Source organism: Pseudomonas sp. RC2C2 (genome assembly GCF_018390435.1).
Taxonomy (GTDB): Bacteria; Pseudomonadota; Gammaproteobacteria; order Pseudomonadales; family Pseudomonadaceae; genus Aquipseudomonas; species Aquipseudomonas donghuensis.
In genome coordinates this window covers 3,947,598-3,960,828 of record NZ_JAHBAX010000001.1, presented here as the reverse complement: position 1 = coordinate 3,960,828, position 13,231 = coordinate 3,947,598, and the positions used below count along the sequence as shown (strand labels likewise).

At 63.1% G+C, this 13,231-nt stretch carries 18 protein-coding genes; 7 read left to right on the top strand and 11 right to left on the bottom strand.

Annotated features, from left to right (window positions below; genetic code table 11):
- The first annotated feature begins 89 nt into the window (after positions 1–89).
- Complete coding sequence (locus tag KHO53_RS18380) at positions 90–743, top strand: DsbA family oxidoreductase (RefSeq protein ID WP_010225085.1); 654 nt, start codon at positions 90–92, stop codon at positions 741–743.
- Here the strand turns inward: KHO53_RS18380 and KHO53_RS18375 are convergent.
- From KHO53_RS18375 to KHO53_RS26050, 3 genes are read right to left on the bottom strand one after another with little or no spacing between them, the layout of a single operon-like run.
- Positions 740–1,645 (bottom strand): LysR family transcriptional regulator, encoded by a 906-nt coding sequence (locus KHO53_RS18375; protein ID WP_010225084.1) that lies wholly within the window; start codon positions 1,643–1,645, stop codon positions 740–742. The genes KHO53_RS18380 and KHO53_RS18375 overlap by 4 nt on opposite strands.
- A 22-nt stretch (positions 1,646–1,667) precedes the next feature.
- Positions 1,668–1,841, bottom strand: coding sequence for a hypothetical protein (locus tag KHO53_RS26055; protein WP_502937685.1), 174 nt, complete (start codon positions 1,839–1,841; stop codon positions 1,668–1,670).
- Positions 1,838–2,035: a class I SAM-dependent methyltransferase gene (locus KHO53_RS26050; protein WP_397386721.1), complete on the bottom strand. Its 198-nt coding sequence runs from the start codon at positions 2,033–2,035 to the stop codon at positions 1,838–1,840. Before KHO53_RS26050 ends, KHO53_RS26055 begins: the two co-directional genes overlap by 4 nt.
- Before the next feature lie 69 nt (positions 2,036–2,104).
- Between KHO53_RS26050 and KHO53_RS18365 the strand changes: the two genes are divergently transcribed.
- Positions 2,105–2,797 (top strand): alpha/beta hydrolase, encoded by a 693-nt coding sequence (locus tag KHO53_RS18365; RefSeq protein ID WP_010225082.1) that lies wholly within the window; start codon positions 2,105–2,107, stop codon positions 2,795–2,797.
- On the opposite strand, the gene KHO53_RS18360 is transcribed toward KHO53_RS18365, so the two are convergent.
- On the bottom strand, positions 2,784–3,689 hold the full coding sequence (locus KHO53_RS18360; RefSeq protein WP_213570583.1) for a DMT family transporter: 906 nt from the start codon (positions 3,687–3,689) through the stop codon (positions 2,784–2,786). The genes KHO53_RS18365 and KHO53_RS18360 overlap by 14 nt on opposite strands.
- A gap of 131 nt (positions 3,690–3,820) precedes the next feature.
- Between KHO53_RS18360 and KHO53_RS18355 the strand changes: the two genes are divergently transcribed.
- Complete coding sequence (locus KHO53_RS18355; RefSeq protein WP_010225080.1) at positions 3,821–4,258, top strand: Lrp/AsnC family transcriptional regulator; 438 nt, start codon at positions 3,821–3,823, stop codon at positions 4,256–4,258.
- A gap of 99 nt (positions 4,259–4,357) precedes the next feature.
- On the opposite strand, the gene KHO53_RS18350 is transcribed toward KHO53_RS18355, so the two are convergent.
- Both KHO53_RS18350 and KHO53_RS18345 read right to left on the bottom strand, forming a co-directional pair.
- Entirely contained in the window at positions 4,358–5,269 is a 912-nt protein-coding gene (locus KHO53_RS18350) for a transporter substrate-binding domain-containing protein (protein WP_213570582.1), read from the bottom strand.
- A 35-nt stretch (positions 5,270–5,304) separates the two neighbouring features.
- Positions 5,305–6,546, bottom strand: coding sequence for a D-amino acid dehydrogenase (locus KHO53_RS18345; protein ID WP_213570581.1), 1,242 nt, complete (start codon positions 6,544–6,546; stop codon positions 5,305–5,307).
- A gap of 105 nt (positions 6,547–6,651) precedes the next feature.
- On the opposite strand from KHO53_RS18345, the gene KHO53_RS18340 reads away from it, so the two are divergent.
- The 3 genes from KHO53_RS18340 (at position 6,652) to KHO53_RS18330 (ending at position 9,053) form a co-directional block, all read left to right on the top strand.
- A complete protein-coding gene (locus KHO53_RS18340) occupies positions 6,652–7,554 on the top strand; it encodes a LysR family transcriptional regulator (RefSeq protein WP_026001418.1) in 903 nt (300 codons plus the stop codon).
- Between the two features lie 66 nt (positions 7,555–7,620).
- Positions 7,621–8,370 (top strand): hypothetical protein, encoded by a 750-nt coding sequence (locus KHO53_RS18335; RefSeq protein WP_100783419.1) that lies wholly within the window; start codon positions 7,621–7,623, stop codon positions 8,368–8,370.
- Positions 8,367–9,053 (top strand): hypothetical protein, encoded by a 687-nt coding sequence (locus tag KHO53_RS18330; protein WP_010225069.1) that lies wholly within the window; start codon positions 8,367–8,369, stop codon positions 9,051–9,053. The genes KHO53_RS18335 and KHO53_RS18330 overlap by 4 nt, the downstream gene beginning before the upstream one ends.
- Positions 9,054–9,056: 3 nt before the next feature.
- Here the strand turns inward: KHO53_RS18330 and KHO53_RS18325 are convergent, their stop codons facing one another.
- The 4 genes from KHO53_RS18325 to KHO53_RS18310 form a co-directional block, all read right to left on the bottom strand.
- Positions 9,057–9,719 (bottom strand): hypothetical protein, encoded by a 663-nt coding sequence (locus KHO53_RS18325; RefSeq protein WP_010225066.1) that lies wholly within the window; start codon positions 9,717–9,719, stop codon positions 9,057–9,059.
- A 205-nt stretch (positions 9,720–9,924) separates the two neighbouring features.
- Positions 9,925–10,335, bottom strand: a complete 411-nt coding sequence (locus KHO53_RS18320; RefSeq protein WP_010225064.1) for a hypothetical protein — start codon at positions 10,333–10,335, stop codon at positions 9,925–9,927.
- Between the two features lie 16 nt (positions 10,336–10,351).
- Complete coding sequence (locus KHO53_RS18315) at positions 10,352–10,690, bottom strand: FKBP-type peptidyl-prolyl cis-trans isomerase (RefSeq protein WP_010225062.1); 339 nt, start codon at positions 10,688–10,690, stop codon at positions 10,352–10,354.
- A gap of 120 nt (positions 10,691–10,810) precedes the next feature.
- A complete protein-coding gene (locus KHO53_RS18310; RefSeq protein WP_100783417.1) occupies positions 10,811–11,743 on the bottom strand; it encodes a DMT family transporter in 933 nt (310 codons plus the stop codon).
- A 153-nt stretch (positions 11,744–11,896) separates the two neighbouring features.
- Between KHO53_RS18310 and KHO53_RS18305 the strand changes: the two genes are divergently transcribed.
- Entirely contained in the window at positions 11,897–12,790 is an 894-nt protein-coding gene (locus KHO53_RS18305) for a LysR substrate-binding domain-containing protein (protein WP_010225059.1), read from the top strand.
- Here KHO53_RS18305 and KHO53_RS18300 read toward each other — a convergent pair.
- Positions 12,783–13,190 (bottom strand): GFA family protein, encoded by a 408-nt coding sequence (locus KHO53_RS18300; RefSeq protein WP_036994338.1) that lies wholly within the window; start codon positions 13,188–13,190, stop codon positions 12,783–12,785. The genes KHO53_RS18305 and KHO53_RS18300 overlap by 8 nt on opposite strands.
- Positions 13,191–13,231 lie beyond the last annotated feature (41 nt).

Here is a 13,231-nt window from a genome sequence, read left to right as displayed (position 1 = left end):
AAGATGGGTGAGTGTGGCCGGTTTTTGTCGCTTTTTTTGCCCGCCGCCGTTGCCGATAGTGCCCGCACCTTCACTCGCGGATCTTTGCCATGTCTACCCTGAAAATCGAATTCTTCCACGATGTCGTCTGCGCCTGGTGCTTTGTCCTGGCCCCGCGCCTAAAACAGTTGCAAGCCGAGTTCGAGCTGGATATCCAGCACCGCAGTTTCATCCTGCAAAGCAGCCGCGAGGCGATGATCCAGCGCTTTGGCTCGATGCCCCAGGCCAAGGAAACCATCCTTGATCACTGGCAGGCCTGCGCCCGCGCCGAGGACGAAAAACGCATCAACATCCCGGGCATGCGCGAGCAAGACTTCGAATACCCCAACGGCCTGCTCGCCGCCACGGCCTGCCAGGCAGCCCATGCGCTGGCTGGCAATGCCGGTCACGAACTGATGTTCGACCGCCTGCAGTGGGCGCACCTGGTCAAGAACCGCAATATCGGTGACAAGGCCACTGTGCTGGCAATCGCCGCAGAGGCCGGCTTCGATCCACAGGCCTTCGCCCACAGCTTGCAGCACGATGCGCCTGCGTTGCTGGAGCGGGATCTGCGCCAGGGTCGCGAACTGGGCTTGCGCTCGGTGCCCTCACTGGTGATCGCCGAGCGCTTTCGCTTGTCTGAATGCCTGACCCTGAAGCAGTTGCGCCAAGTGCTCAGCGACATCCGCGACAACCTGGACAAGACCGAGGCGATTTTGTCTTAAGGTGCGCAGCGGCTATTGCAGCGCTGGCATAGCTCCCCCAGCACCTGCACCAGCAGTTGCACGTCGGGGCTGTGCCGCAGCGCTTGCGGGTAGCCAATGTACAGCGGCACTTCCCGCTGGCGTTGATGCTGCAGCGCCACGCGGCGCAAACGCCCGGCAGCCAGCGATTCATTGATCGCATGCTCGGGCAGCCAGGCAAAGCCCATCCCGCGTTCGACCAGGGTGCAGGCCGCCGCCAGGCTGCTGACCGTCCAGCGCTGGGAGGTGCCGAGCCAGCCGCTGTTCTGAGGATGGCGGGTGCCCGAGTCACGAATCACCACCTGCCGATGCGGCTGCAAATCCGCAAGGCCCAGCTCGCCCTGGCTGGCGGCCAGCGGGTGATCGGCGCCAACCACGCAGACCAGTTTTACCGTCAGCAGCAATTCCTGCAGGTAACCAGCGGGCAGGCTGCTGGCAATTCCCAGCTCGACCTTGCCGTCTTCCAGCAGCTCGCCCGCACCAGACAATGCGGTTTCATACAGGCGAATACGATAGTCCGCGAAAGTTGCCGAATACCCCTGCAAAGCCTCTTGCAACAGCTCGAGCGGGAACAGTACATCGACCGCCAGCGCCAGCTCGTTGAACAACCCCGGCTGGTACTGATTGGCCAATTGTTCAAGCTTTTGCGCCGCGCCGAGCAAATGCTTGGCCTGGGGCAGCAACGCCTGGCCCAAGGGGGTCAAAACCGCCTTGCGACCCTCGATGATGAACAGCTCATGGCCGAGCAGCACCTCCATGCGATTGACCGAATGACTGACCGCCGACTGGGACTTGAACAAATGCTCGGCAGCCTGCAAAAAGCCGCCGCACTCGACCGTGGCGACAAATGCACGCCACTGCTCGAGGCTGATTTTGGAAAACATGCCTACCTCCCTGTATGCGCGTTCAACGTTGCGCGGCCACCAGGCACAGCATGGGCCGTTCCTGCTCTTCGGCCAATGCCGGGCAGGCCTGGATCTGTTCAGCGCTCGGCCCCCACTCCTGCACATGGGCCAGGGTGAAGCCGGCGCCTACCAGCTGATTGAGCAAGGTGCCCGGGGTGCGGTGATACTTGATCACGCCATCGGGCGCAAGGCCGCGTGCACGTTGGCGAACAGACGCGGCAGATCGTCGATGTAATGCAGGGTCAGGGAGCTGTAGGCAAGATCGAAGGCGGCCTTGGGCAATTCCAGGGTGTCGAGGTCTGCGCGCGAGCGCCCCAGCTGGCTGTAGCCATGGAAAAAGTCCGGATTGTCGTAGATGTTCTGGGCCATCGGCGCGGTCCTTCATAAGCAGTCATAAGCATCTACACTAGCATTCCACCCCTGCACTGGAGAACGATCATGAGCGAGACCCCGTCCATTGTCCTGGTCCATGGTTTCTGGGGCGGCGCCGCCCACTGGAGCCGGGTCATCCTCGAACTGTCACGCTTGGGCCACCGTAACCTGCATGCCGTGGAAATGCCCCTGACCTCACTGGCCGACGATGCCGAACGCACACGCAAGATGGTCGCCTCGATTACGGGCAAGGTGCTGCTGGTCGGGCACTCCTACGGCGGCGCGGTGATTACCCAGATGGGCAACCAGGCCAATGTTGCGGGCCTGGTCTACATTGCCGCCTTTGCCCCCGAAAAAGGCGAAAGCCCAGGCAGCATCACTGCCAACAACCCGCCTGAAGCGGCAGCCAACCTGCAGCCGGATGGCGATGGCTACCTGTGGATCAAACCCGACAAGATGCATGAAAGCTTTTGCCAGGACCTGAGCAAGGACGAAGGGCTGGTCATGAGCGTGACCCAGAAGGCGCCGCTGGCCAGCACCTTCGGCGACACCATCGGCGACCCTGCGTGGCAACACAAACCCACCTGGTACCAGCTCTCGAGCCACGACCGGATGATCCACCCGGACAACCAGAAACTCATGGCTGAACGCATGCAACCCAAGGAGTTGCTCACGCTGGACGCCAGCCATGCCTCGCTGGCCTCCAGGGCCGCCGAAGTGGCAGCCCTGATCGACCGTGCGGCGGTCAGTCTGGCTTGACCGCCGGAGCCTTGAGCGCGGGCTTGAACCACCAGCCTTGCTGCATACCGGCCGCGGCCAGCAGGATCGCGGCCACCCCCAGCCATTGCAGCGGCTCCAGGCGATGGCCGAAGGCGAACCAGTCGACGAAGATCGCCGCGATCGGGTAGATGAACGACAGCGCCCCGGTCAAGGCGGTCGGCAGCTTCTGGATCGCCCCGTACAGCAGCACGTACATCACCCCGGTGTGAACGATGCCCAGGGTCACCAGGCTGGCCAGCGCGCCGGCATCGCCCGGCAGGCCGCGGGTGTTATCCCAGGGCGCCAGCAAGAGGATGCCGGTGCACACCTGGATCAGGGCAATCAGGTGCGGTGGGGTGCCGCTCAGGCGCTTGATGATCAGCGCCGCCAGCGCATACAGAAACGCCGCGCCCAGGGCCAGGGCAATGCCCAGCAGGTAGTCGTTGCCGCTGCCGCCCTGGTTGCCATGGGCACTGACGATCGCCAGCATCCCGGCAAAGGAAACCGCCAGCCAGAACAGCTTCGGCACGGTGATTTTCTCGCCGAGAAACAGCGCCGCCAGGCCCACCAGCATGAACGGCTGGACGTTGTATACCGCCGTGCCGATGGCAATCGAGGCCCGCGAGTAGGAGGCGAACAGCAACACCCAGTTGCCGACGATGGCCACGCCACTGAGCACCGCCAGGGCGAAGGTGGTCAAGGTCAGGAGATTGGGCTTGAGAAAACCCATGGCCAGGCAAATCAGCAGCAAGGTGCCGGCGCCGAACACGCAGCGCCAGAACACCACATCCAGCACCGGTTGCCCGGACACCAGCACGAACCAGCCAATGGTCCCGGAAATCAACATCGCGGCGACCATCTCAAGCGACCCACGGCGTATTGAACTGTCCATCACTCACCTCCTTGACGATGGGCAAATTATGACAAGGGCTTCAGGGCCCGTTCCAGTGGATAAAACAGGCTAGACTGAACCTCTACCTTTACTATCAAGGCAGATTTGGTTTTTTGCCTAACGAGGCCAGTATGACCGACGACATCGACCAGCTGTTGATCAAGGCGCTGATGGAAGACTCGCGGCGCTCGCTTAAAGCCCTGGCGCAGCTCAGCGGCCTGTCATCCCCCAGCGTCAGTGAACGCCTGCGCCGGCTTGAAGAGCGTGGCGTACTCACGGGCTACACGGTGGAGATCGACCCGCGCTGTTTCGGTTACCAGTTGCAGGCGATCGTGCGGGTGCGGCCGCTGCCAGGGCAACTGCAGGAGGTGGAGCGGCAGATCATGGCCATCCCCGAATTCACCGAATGCGACAAGGTCACCGGCGACGACTGTTTTATCGCGCGCCTGCACGTGCGCTCGATGGAACAGCTCGACACCGTGCTGGACAAGCTCAACAGCCATGCCGAAACCAACACCGCGATCGTCAAGAAGACCCCGGTGAAACGACGCTTGCCGCCAATGGCCTGAAGCTGTATGCACTCGATCCTGTGCTGACCGCACTGGCCTCATCGCCGGCAAGGCCGGCTCCCACAGTGGAGTTGTGTGTACCCTGCAGGGCCGGCGGCGTTACTGCACCGGCTCACTCGACGGCCTGGCAATCAGGCCCTTCAATTCACTGGTCATCGGAAACTCCAGGTTAAGGCCATTGGGCGGGATCGGCTGCTGGAACCAGCGATTGTAGATGCCCTCGATGCGCCCGCTGCGATAGACATCCGCCAGCGCCTCGTTGACCAGCGCCAGCAGGCCCTCATCGCCCTTGCGCACCATGCAGCTGTAGATCTCCTTCGATTGTGCCTCGCCCACCACCACCCAGTCATGGGGGTTGCGCGCCTTGGCCCGCTCGCCGTACAGCAGCGCATCATCCATGTAGAACGCCGCCGCGCGCCCGGACTGCAGCATCATGAAGGCCTCGCCATGGTCCTTGGCGCTGATCACCGAGGCGCCAAGGTTGTGCTCCAGGCTGTAGTTTTTCAGGTACTTCTCATTGGTGGTGCCGGCGGTGCTGACCACGTTCTTGCCCTTGAGGTCATCAAGGCCCTGAATGCCGCTGTCCTTTTTGGTCAGCAACTGGCCTTTGACGAAGATAAAGCCATACGAGAAATCCACCTGTTTCTGCCGCTCGGCCGTGACCCCGGTGGTACCGCACTCCAGATCGACCGTGCCGTTCTGCACCAGTGGAATGCGCGTCTGCGAGGTCACCAGGTTGTAGCGCACCTTGAGCTGTGGCACTGCCAGCTTGGCCTGCAGGTGCTTGACGATTTCAGCCGCCAGGTCGACCGAATAGCCCATGGGTTTGCCGCTGTGATCGCCCACATAAGAAAACGGAATGGACGAGTCGCGATAGCCGAGGGTGATGCTGCCGGATTCGGCGATCTTCTTCAGGCTGCCGGTGAGCGGCGGCGTTTCGGCCAGAATGGGCTGCGCGAAGCACAATGACAGGACAAGCAGAGCAGGACGGTGCAAACGGGTAATCGACATCGGGACACTCCTTGCGGTTGTTGTTCTTATTCAGTTCAGGCCGCCCATGGGGTAAGGCCGTGCAGGTCGATCGACGGCGTACGGCCGCCTATCAGTTCGGCCAGCAGCCGGCCACTGGCACAGGCCAGGGTAAAGCCCAGGGCGCCATGACCCAGGTTGAGCCACAGATTGCGGTACGCCGTGGCACCGAGCAACGGCACGCCACTGGGGGTTGCCGGACGCATCCCGGCCCACTCGCAGGCATGTTGGTAGTCGGCGGCCTCGGGCAAGGTCGCCACGGCCAACTGGCGCATGCTGGCCAGCCGCGCTGGATCGGGCGCTTCATCAAAGCCGACGATATCGACCATGGCGGCGATGCGCAGTTGGTCTTCAAGGCGGGCATAGACGATCTTGCGATCATAGTCGGTGATGCTCACCTGGGGCGCCTGCTGCCCGGCCTTGATCGGCGCGGTCAGGCTGTAGCCTTTGAGGGGATAGATTGGCAGGTGCAACCCGGGCAGGCCGAGGCTGGCACTGCGGTGCCCGGCACACAGCACCAGGCACTCCACCGGCAAGACCTGCTCACCCAGTTCCAGCGCCTGCACCACCGCGCCGCTGTAACGGATGCGCGTCACCGTCTGCCCGAGCCTCATGCGGCATTGCCCCGACGCCTGCAAGCGCTCGACCAGGGCCAGGCAGAAGCGGTGACAATCGGCGACCTCCTCATCGGCGGTAAACACCCCACCGATGAAAGGGGCATTGGCCAAGGCCGGCTCCAGCGCGCCGATCTCTTGCCCATCAAGCACGCGCTGGCCTTGCGGGTCGAGCAGGTGCTGGCGGGCATGCGCGAAGCTTGCGCGGTTACGAAAGGTCACCAACTTGCCGTTACGCCGCCAGGCGAACCCATCCAGCGCGTCTTCCTCGCGCCATTGCATCAACGTGCTCTGACTGTGCAGGGCCAGGCGCAGCAGGTGTGCGGCATTGGCACGATTGACCGAACTGCGGCATGCGGCCATGAAGGCCCCCATCCAGCGCCATTGCGCCAGGTCCAGACGCGGGCGCAGTTTCAGTGGCGAGTCGCGGCGCAGCAGCCAGCCCAGCGCTTGCAACGGCACCCCGGCATCGGCCAGGGGTGCAACATAGCGATAAGACAACTGCCCGCCGTTGGCAAAGCTGGCGCCGCCGGCAAGGCTGTCACGTGCCTCGATCAGGTCGACGGCAAAGCCGTCACGCACCAGGGCGTAGGCCGTTGCCAGACCAATGACGCCGCCGCCGATCACCGTTACCCGCTGTGCCATGTGCTTTCATCCGCCAATCCGAAGGCCTTCAGACTAGGCCCGGTGACAGCCTGGCGATAATGAATAAAAATGGGTAAAGCATAAACAAAGGTTATGGGCCGCCCCATGCGCTTGCGTCATATCGAAGTGTTCCAGGCCATCCGCCAGACCGGCTCCATCAGCGGCGCCGCGCAGTTGCTGCACGTGACGCAGCCTGCGGTGTCGAAGATTCTCCAGCACGCCGAAGCGCAGCTGGGCTTCCCGCTGTTTTTGCGCGTGCGCGGCAAGTTGCAGATCACCCCGGAGGCCCTGGCGCTGGAACGTGAGGTCGATAAGGTCAGCGACAGCGTTGAGGGCGTTCGCCGCCTGGCCGCCAGCCTGCGCCGACAACCGGGCATGACCCTGCGTATCGGGGCAACGCCGGCCTTGGCCCTGTCGCTGTTCCCCCCGGTGATCAGCCAGTGGGCCGAGCGCCATCCACAGTCCGAGTGCGAACTGTCGAGCTTGCACAGCCGCGAGCTGGTGCAGCAGTTGCTGATGCGCGAGATCGACGTCGCCCTGACCTTGCGCCATCCCGAACATCCCGGCTTGAATGTGCAGCCCCTGGCCCATGGCATGCTGGTGGCACTGGCGCCGAAGGGCTATTGGCGCGAAGACCGCCAGGGCGTACCGCTGGCGGTTGAAGCCCTGGCCGATGCGCCGTTGATCGGCCTGAGCAGCAGTGACCCGCTGGCCGCCCAGGTCGGCCATTACCTGAAGAGCCTGGAGCCGGCACCGCGAATCAGCATCCGCGTACAGACCTATTCCCTGGCCCGGGCCATGGTCGAAGCCGGTGCAGGGCTGGCGTTGATCGATCCGTTTACCGCCCAGGGCTCGGCGCAAACGCTGGTGCGGCCGTTGAATCCCGCCCTGCCCATTACCCTGTATGCCTTGACCCGTGCCAACGAGAGCCAGCCGCATACCCTCGACGACCTGTTGCGGCTATTCAGCGAGCGGGCCCATGAACAGATCGCCCGGGTCAGCCGCTAGCCATGCCTTGAAAAGCGCTGGCAAGCAGCCCATCCTTGCGCCCCCTACCCTTGCAAGGATCGCAGCATGGTTCGCCTGTTCATTACCGTTGCCACGCTGCTGAGCAGCGCCGCCGTCCTGGCTGTGCCGCCCGTGCACGTCTATCAGGGCACCCAGGGCGACACCGAAATCGAAGTCGCCCTGACCTACGACGCCCAGCACAAGACCATCGAGGGTTACTGGCTGGAACCGCAGCGCCAATGGCTGATCCCGCTTGAGCGCACGCCCTACGAGCATCGCTTGCCGCTGCTGATCAACATCCTGAACAACCCTGACCTGCCCTCCTGCGCACTGCTGATTCAGCCTTTCGTCTTTACCCACGACCGCGAGCTGCGCGGTGCCCGGGTGAACCTGCGCACCCGCGAACGGCAAACCCTGCAGCTCAAACGTGTTACGCGTTTCAGCGATCGCCAGGATTCGTCCTGGCAAGGCCAATTGCTGCAACTGCCATTGGACGGGCGCCGGCTATTTCGCGTGCACGCGCACAAGGGCGCAGGCGAGTACGTCGGCACTGTCGATAGCATCAGTATCATTGATCGCACCAGCGGCCAGACCGTGCAGGTCATCGACAACCTGGCGTTGTTCTTTCAAGGCAGTGCCAGCCTGAGCTTTGCCGACTTCAACGGCGATGGCGTGATTGACTTCAAGGCCACCCCGGTGGGCCAACTGGCCAGCGGTGGCGCTGCCGGCAAGGCCGTGCAGTACTACGTCTATCAACCGGCCAGCGATCGCTACGCGCTCAAGACTGAGCAGCAAGCCATGGAGCGCAACCGATGAGCACACTACGCAAGTGCCTGCTGGCCGTCGGGCTGCTCGGCCTGAGCCTCGGCGCCCAGGCCTACCAGTCGGTGTACCACGGCACCTTGGGCAAGCAAGCGATCACCCTGGTGATCGAGAAAACCAACGACTACAAGCACGGCTTCTACTTTTACGATCGCTATCGCACGCCGATCCGCCTCAAGCGCTCGGTGAACTACAGCCGCCAGTTGTTCATGGATGAACTGGACAGCGGCGGCTTGCCCACCGCTCGACTGAGGTTCTACAACCCCGATGGCAATGCCGCCAGAGAGCCCATGCTCGGCACCTGGACAGCCTACGCCAATGCCAGGCAGTTGCCCCTGGAGTTGCGCCTGGTGGCTGACTTCGGTCATCAGCAAGTCTGGCCTGCCGGCACCCCGTCATTACCCCAGGCGGCGTCCACCGAGCGCTTCTATTTCCAGATCCCGCTGGCCGATGACCATGACCGGGTGAAAACCATCGAGGTCATGGAAAAGGCCAGCGGCAAGCGCGTGCAAACCCTCGAGGTCGATCTGCCCGACTGCCACAGTCAGGGCATTGACACCCTCAAGGTGCGGCTCGAGGGCGGCAGCACCCAGGTGTTGCTGGAAGCCAGCAGCTATTGCCTGGGCAAGGTATTTGAGTGGCGCGAAGCCAAGGGGCAGTTCGAAGCACTGAACTGAGGATCAGCTCGGACAGGTGTGCTCGCCGTTGTTCAGGCCCTGCTTGTAGTTGCGGCTGAGCAGGCTGGCCTTGCCGTCGTGCCAGGTCAGGGTCAGCACATACATCGAGTCGAAATCGCCGCCGTCCCAGTCCTCGGTGATCACCCGTTTCTCCCCCAGCGCCTTGCCGGCCACGCTGTTGATCAGTTCCGGCAGGTAGCCGTGAGACCAGGCGGTGTAGACGGTGGCGTTGCGGTATTTGTCCTGCAGCAGCTCGTCGGCCAGCTCGCCGGTGTCATTGGCAGCGAAGTCGATATTGACCGGCAGGCCGAGCTTGATGGCGCTGGGGCTGATGGTCATCAGCGGGCGGATGTAACTGTAGGCGTCGTCCTTGCTGCCCTCTTCAACCTGCCGGGACGGGTTGGCGGCGAACACGTAGTCGGCCTTGCCGAATTTCTCTGGCAATAGCGTGGCCAGGTCCAAGGCACGGTTGAGGCCCTGGCAATTGAGCTGCCCCAGGCCTTCGCCGGGTTTTTCGGCGTGACGCAGGAACACCAGGGTCTGCACACCGTCCACAGGTTCGGCGCGACTTTCCACCGCCTCGACGGCCAGCAGGCCGACACCGGCAAGCAGAGCAAGGGACAACGCGGCGTGACGGTGACGCATGAACAGGGACGGCAACTTCATAGGGCTCTTCACAGCAAAAGGGTTGAGGCTGACCCGCCTGTGCCACCCCGCGGCCGAAGCCGCGGGGGGATCCCTGTCTGATGTTCCGTCCATGGAATCGGGCATGCTTCAGAGTGCAAGAATGCCGATTGGTTCGATCCCTGAAGGCTCGGCCCTGAGCCTGAGGCCACTGTAGCGTGGTGATGTTGCTGAATTAAGACGGCTGTCAGGTGCCGATGGCGATGAACCACTTCGGTTTCATCCGGCCGAAATCCTGCCGGCGGTTGTGCTTGAGGGCCTTCTTGGAGTCCAGCACGTAACACTCACCGGCCTCACGCACGAACACCACCCAATGCCAGAAGGGCCGACCGTTGTGCAAGCGCCATTTGATCGCCAGCAGTGCCCGGTTGGGCAGCGCCTGCCAGTTGCTGAACAGGGTCTGCTCGGCATTGGCGGTAATGCCCAGGTGGCTCAGCAAGCGCCGTACGTAGGTGGCGTCGGACCACAATTGCGGGTCCTCGGCATGAATACCGAGTGAATTGGCCAACTGCCGGGCCTGGGCATAATCGATCTGCGCCAGGGCGGCGCAGGCGGCAATACCGCAGCCAGAAGGCTGCTCTTGAATGACTGCATCCATGCAGGGTGCTCCTGTATCAATCGTCGCGGGTAAGGACTTCGAGCAGTTCGATCTCGAAGGTCAGGTCCGAATTGGGCGGGATCGCGCCTACGCTGCGCTCGCCATAGCCCAGATGCGCCGGCACCAGCAGCTTGCGCTTGCCGCCGACCTGCATGCCCATCAGGCCCTGGTCCCAGCCCTTGATCACCCGGCCGGTGCCGATCACGCACTGGAACGGTTTGCCGCGGCTGTGGGAAGAATCGAATTCGCTGCCGTCGGCGAGCCAGCCGGTGTAATGGGTAGTGATCAGCGCGCCCTTGACCACGGCTTTGCCGTTGCCTGGCTGGATATCGATGATTTGCAGTTCGCTGCTCATGCTTGACCTCGTTGAAGCGGGATATGCCTTTAGTGGGCAGCGTTTTCGCAGGGTTGGCGGGGTTTTGCAAGGCCCATGACCATCATGGCATCGCGGGGCAAACCCGCTCCCACACGGGCCTCAGGCAGTCGCTGGCGCCCTGCCCGGCTCATGCTGGCGCATCGACCAGCACACGCCGCCGATCACCAGGACAATCGCCGCCCCCTCCAGCAGGCTCGGGCCGCTCTGGCGCCAGATGAAGGCGTAGAGCAAGGCGAACAGGGTTTCGAAGACGATCAACTGGCCACTCAGGGTCAGCGGCATACGCTTGGACGCGGCATTCCACAACACCGCCGCCAGCCACGAGCCGAACACCGCGCACCCCAGGCTGTACAGCCAGAACAGCGCCCAACGCTCAGGCGGCGCCTGGACCTGCAACGGGGCCGGCTGCCACAGCGCCAGCGCCGCCACCAGTACCAGGCTGAACACGCCGGTCATCACTCCGCTGAGCACCGACCACTGATGGCTATCAAAATGCCCGCACTGCTTGAGGTAACGGCTGTTGTGCACCGCGTACCAGGTCCAGCAGGCCAGCGCGCCCAGGGCATAGAGCACACCGGCAAGCTTGTCGGCCACCGCCCCGGGCTCCAGCGCAAAGGTCTGCAGGTTGATGCAGAGCATACCGGCAAGGATCAGGCCCAGCGGCAGCAACAATTGCCGCAGCGCCACCCCGCCGCTGTCGTGGCGGCCATACAGGGTGATGGTCAATGGCAGCACGCCGACGATCAACGACGCCGGCGCCACGCCCAGCCGCTGGATCGCCGCCACCAGGCAGATGAAATACAGCAGGTTGCCGATCAGGGCCAGGCGGCCGATCATCCACAGGTCGCTCAAGGTCAGACGTTTCAGGGCTTTGCGCATGGGAATCGCCAACACCAGCGTCACCAGGCCGAACAGCACGAAGCGCGCGCAACTGAGCAGCACCGGGCTGAACTCCGGCAACAGCTGCGGCACCATCAGCACCAGCCCCCACATCGCACCGGCTGTACCGGCATAGACCACACCCCGTTTCACGTGCCTGCTCCTGTTCAAAGAAGTACGCAGGCTACCGCCTGGATAACGCCTGGACAAAAGATCATTCGGCATGCAGGCATTCCCCTGAGGAATACCTTTAACGCTGAAAGCATCGACCTTATGATTCAGCCATTCCCCAGACCGGATCGCCACATGAGCCGCTTCAGCCGTCACCTGCCACCACTGGACACCCTGATCGCCTTCGAGGCCGTGGTGCGTACCGGCAGCTTTACCCGTGCCGCCAGCGAGCTGTACCTGACCCAGAGCGCGGTGAGCAAACAGATCAAGGTGCTGGAGGAGCACCTGGGCGCGGTGCTGTTCGAACGCCGTGCCCGGGGCATTGCCCTGACGCCGGCAGGCGACGGCTTCAACGCCATCGTCGAGCCCATGCTCGAAAGCCTGCTGGCCAATGTGCTGCGCCTGAAAAGCGGCCACGGCAGCCGCAACGTCAGCGTCATCTGCACCCACGCGGTGGCCCAGTACTGGTTGTTCCCGCGCTTGCTGCGCTTCAACGAGCAGCACCCGGAGCTGACGGTGAACATTCACGCCAGCAACGAAATCAGCGAGAGCGATATCGGCAACTACGACTTCGGCATTCTCTACGGCCACGGCCACTGGAGCTCGCTCAAGGCCAGCAAGCTGTTCGACGAGACCATCTACCCCATTGCCAGCGTCAAACGGGCCCTGCCCGCCGTGCATTCACTGAGCGAGTTGCAGGCCTTGCCGTTGATTCAACTGGATGCCTCGGCCTGGAACTGCCTGGACTGGCAGGACTGGTTCGCCCATCAGGGCCTGCGCTACCAGGCACCGGCAAATGCGGTGACGTTCAACCAGGTCAACCTGGTGTTCGATGCGGTCATGCAGGGAATGGGCGTGGGCCTAGGCTGGGAGTTCATGGCCCGCGAGCGGATCGACACCGGTTCGATCCGCCAGGTGTCAGCGTTTGTCGTGCACACCGGGCAAGCCGACTACCTGGTGCACGACAAACAGGCCCTGCGCTCGCCGGCGGCCCAAGTGTTCGAGGCATGGTTACTGGCGCTTAGCTGAACATGGCCTCGACCTGCGCGGCGGTCATTTCCTCGGTCCGGTTGGCAAAACAGTAGTAGCCCGGTTTCTTGTCGACATACACCTGCAGATCGAAGATCCAGTCGGTATCGCCCTCCAGCACACCGACCGACACCGCATCGAAATTGCCAGATTTCAGCCGGTACAACAGGTGCGTGCCGCAGGTGCCACAGAAACCGCGCTGGGCCCAGTCGGATGAGTCATGGAACACCGGCTGGCCGCGGGTGAACTGCACCGGCTCAGCGCAATGCACCGACAGGAACGGCCCGCCGCCCCACTGCCGGCACATGCTGCAATGGCAGGCGTTGACGCTGGCTTTCTCCAGGCTGACGCTGAGTTTGACGGCGCCGCACAGGCAGCGGCCGTGTTTTTCCAGGGACATGGTCAAGGCTCCTTGCTGGGAGAGGTAGCCGGCAAGTCTAG

Bases quoted from the DNA above. Each gene is read 5' to 3' on its own strand.
- KHO53_RS18315 (WP_010225062.1), bottom strand. From the start codon at position 10,690: ATGAGCAGCGAACTGCAAATCATCGATATCCAGCCAGGCAACGGCAAA.
- KHO53_RS18380 (WP_010225085.1), top strand. From the start codon at position 90: ATGTCTACCCTGAAAATCGAATTCTTCCACGATGTCGTCTGCGCCTGG.
- KHO53_RS18345 (WP_213570581.1), bottom strand. From the start codon at position 6,546: ATGGCACAGCGGGTAACGGTGATCGGCGGCGGCGTCATTGGTCTGGCA.
- KHO53_RS18300 (WP_036994338.1), bottom strand. From the start codon at position 13,190: ATGTCCCTGGAAAAACACGGCCGCTGCCTGTGCGGCGCCGTCAAACTC.
- KHO53_RS18355 (WP_010225080.1), top strand. From the start codon at position 3,821: ATGACCGACGACATCGACCAGCTGTTGATCAAGGCGCTGATGGAAGAC.
- KHO53_RS18360 (WP_213570583.1), bottom strand. From the start codon at position 3,689: ATGGACAGTTCAATACGCCGTGGGTCGCTTGAGATGGTCGCCGCGATG.
- KHO53_RS18365 (WP_010225082.1), top strand. From the start codon at position 2,105: ATGAGCGAGACCCCGTCCATTGTCCTGGTCCATGGTTTCTGGGGCGGC.
- KHO53_RS18320 (WP_010225064.1), bottom strand. From the start codon at position 10,335: ATGGATGCAGTCATTCAAGAGCAGCCTTCTGGCTGCGGTATTGCCGCC.
- KHO53_RS18330 (WP_010225069.1), top strand. From the start codon at position 8,367: ATGAGCACACTACGCAAGTGCCTGCTGGCCGTCGGGCTGCTCGGCCTG.
- KHO53_RS18305 (WP_010225059.1), top strand. From the start codon at position 11,897: ATGAGCCGCTTCAGCCGTCACCTGCCACCACTGGACACCCTGATCGCC.
- KHO53_RS18325 (WP_010225066.1), bottom strand. From the start codon at position 9,719: ATGAAGTTGCCGTCCCTGTTCATGCGTCACCGTCACGCCGCGTTGTCC.
- KHO53_RS18340 (WP_026001418.1), top strand. From the start codon at position 6,652: ATGCGCTTGCGTCATATCGAAGTGTTCCAGGCCATCCGCCAGACCGGC.
- KHO53_RS18350 (WP_213570582.1), bottom strand. From the start codon at position 5,269: ATGTCGATTACCCGTTTGCACCGTCCTGCTCTGCTTGTCCTGTCATTG.
- KHO53_RS26050 (WP_397386721.1), bottom strand. From the start codon at position 2,035: ATGGCCCAGAACATCTACGACAATCCGGACTTTTTCCATGGCTACAGC.
- KHO53_RS18375 (WP_010225084.1), bottom strand. From the start codon at position 1,645: ATGTTTTCCAAAATCAGCCTCGAGCAGTGGCGTGCATTTGTCGCCACG.
- KHO53_RS18335 (WP_100783419.1), top strand. From the start codon at position 7,621: ATGGTTCGCCTGTTCATTACCGTTGCCACGCTGCTGAGCAGCGCCGCC.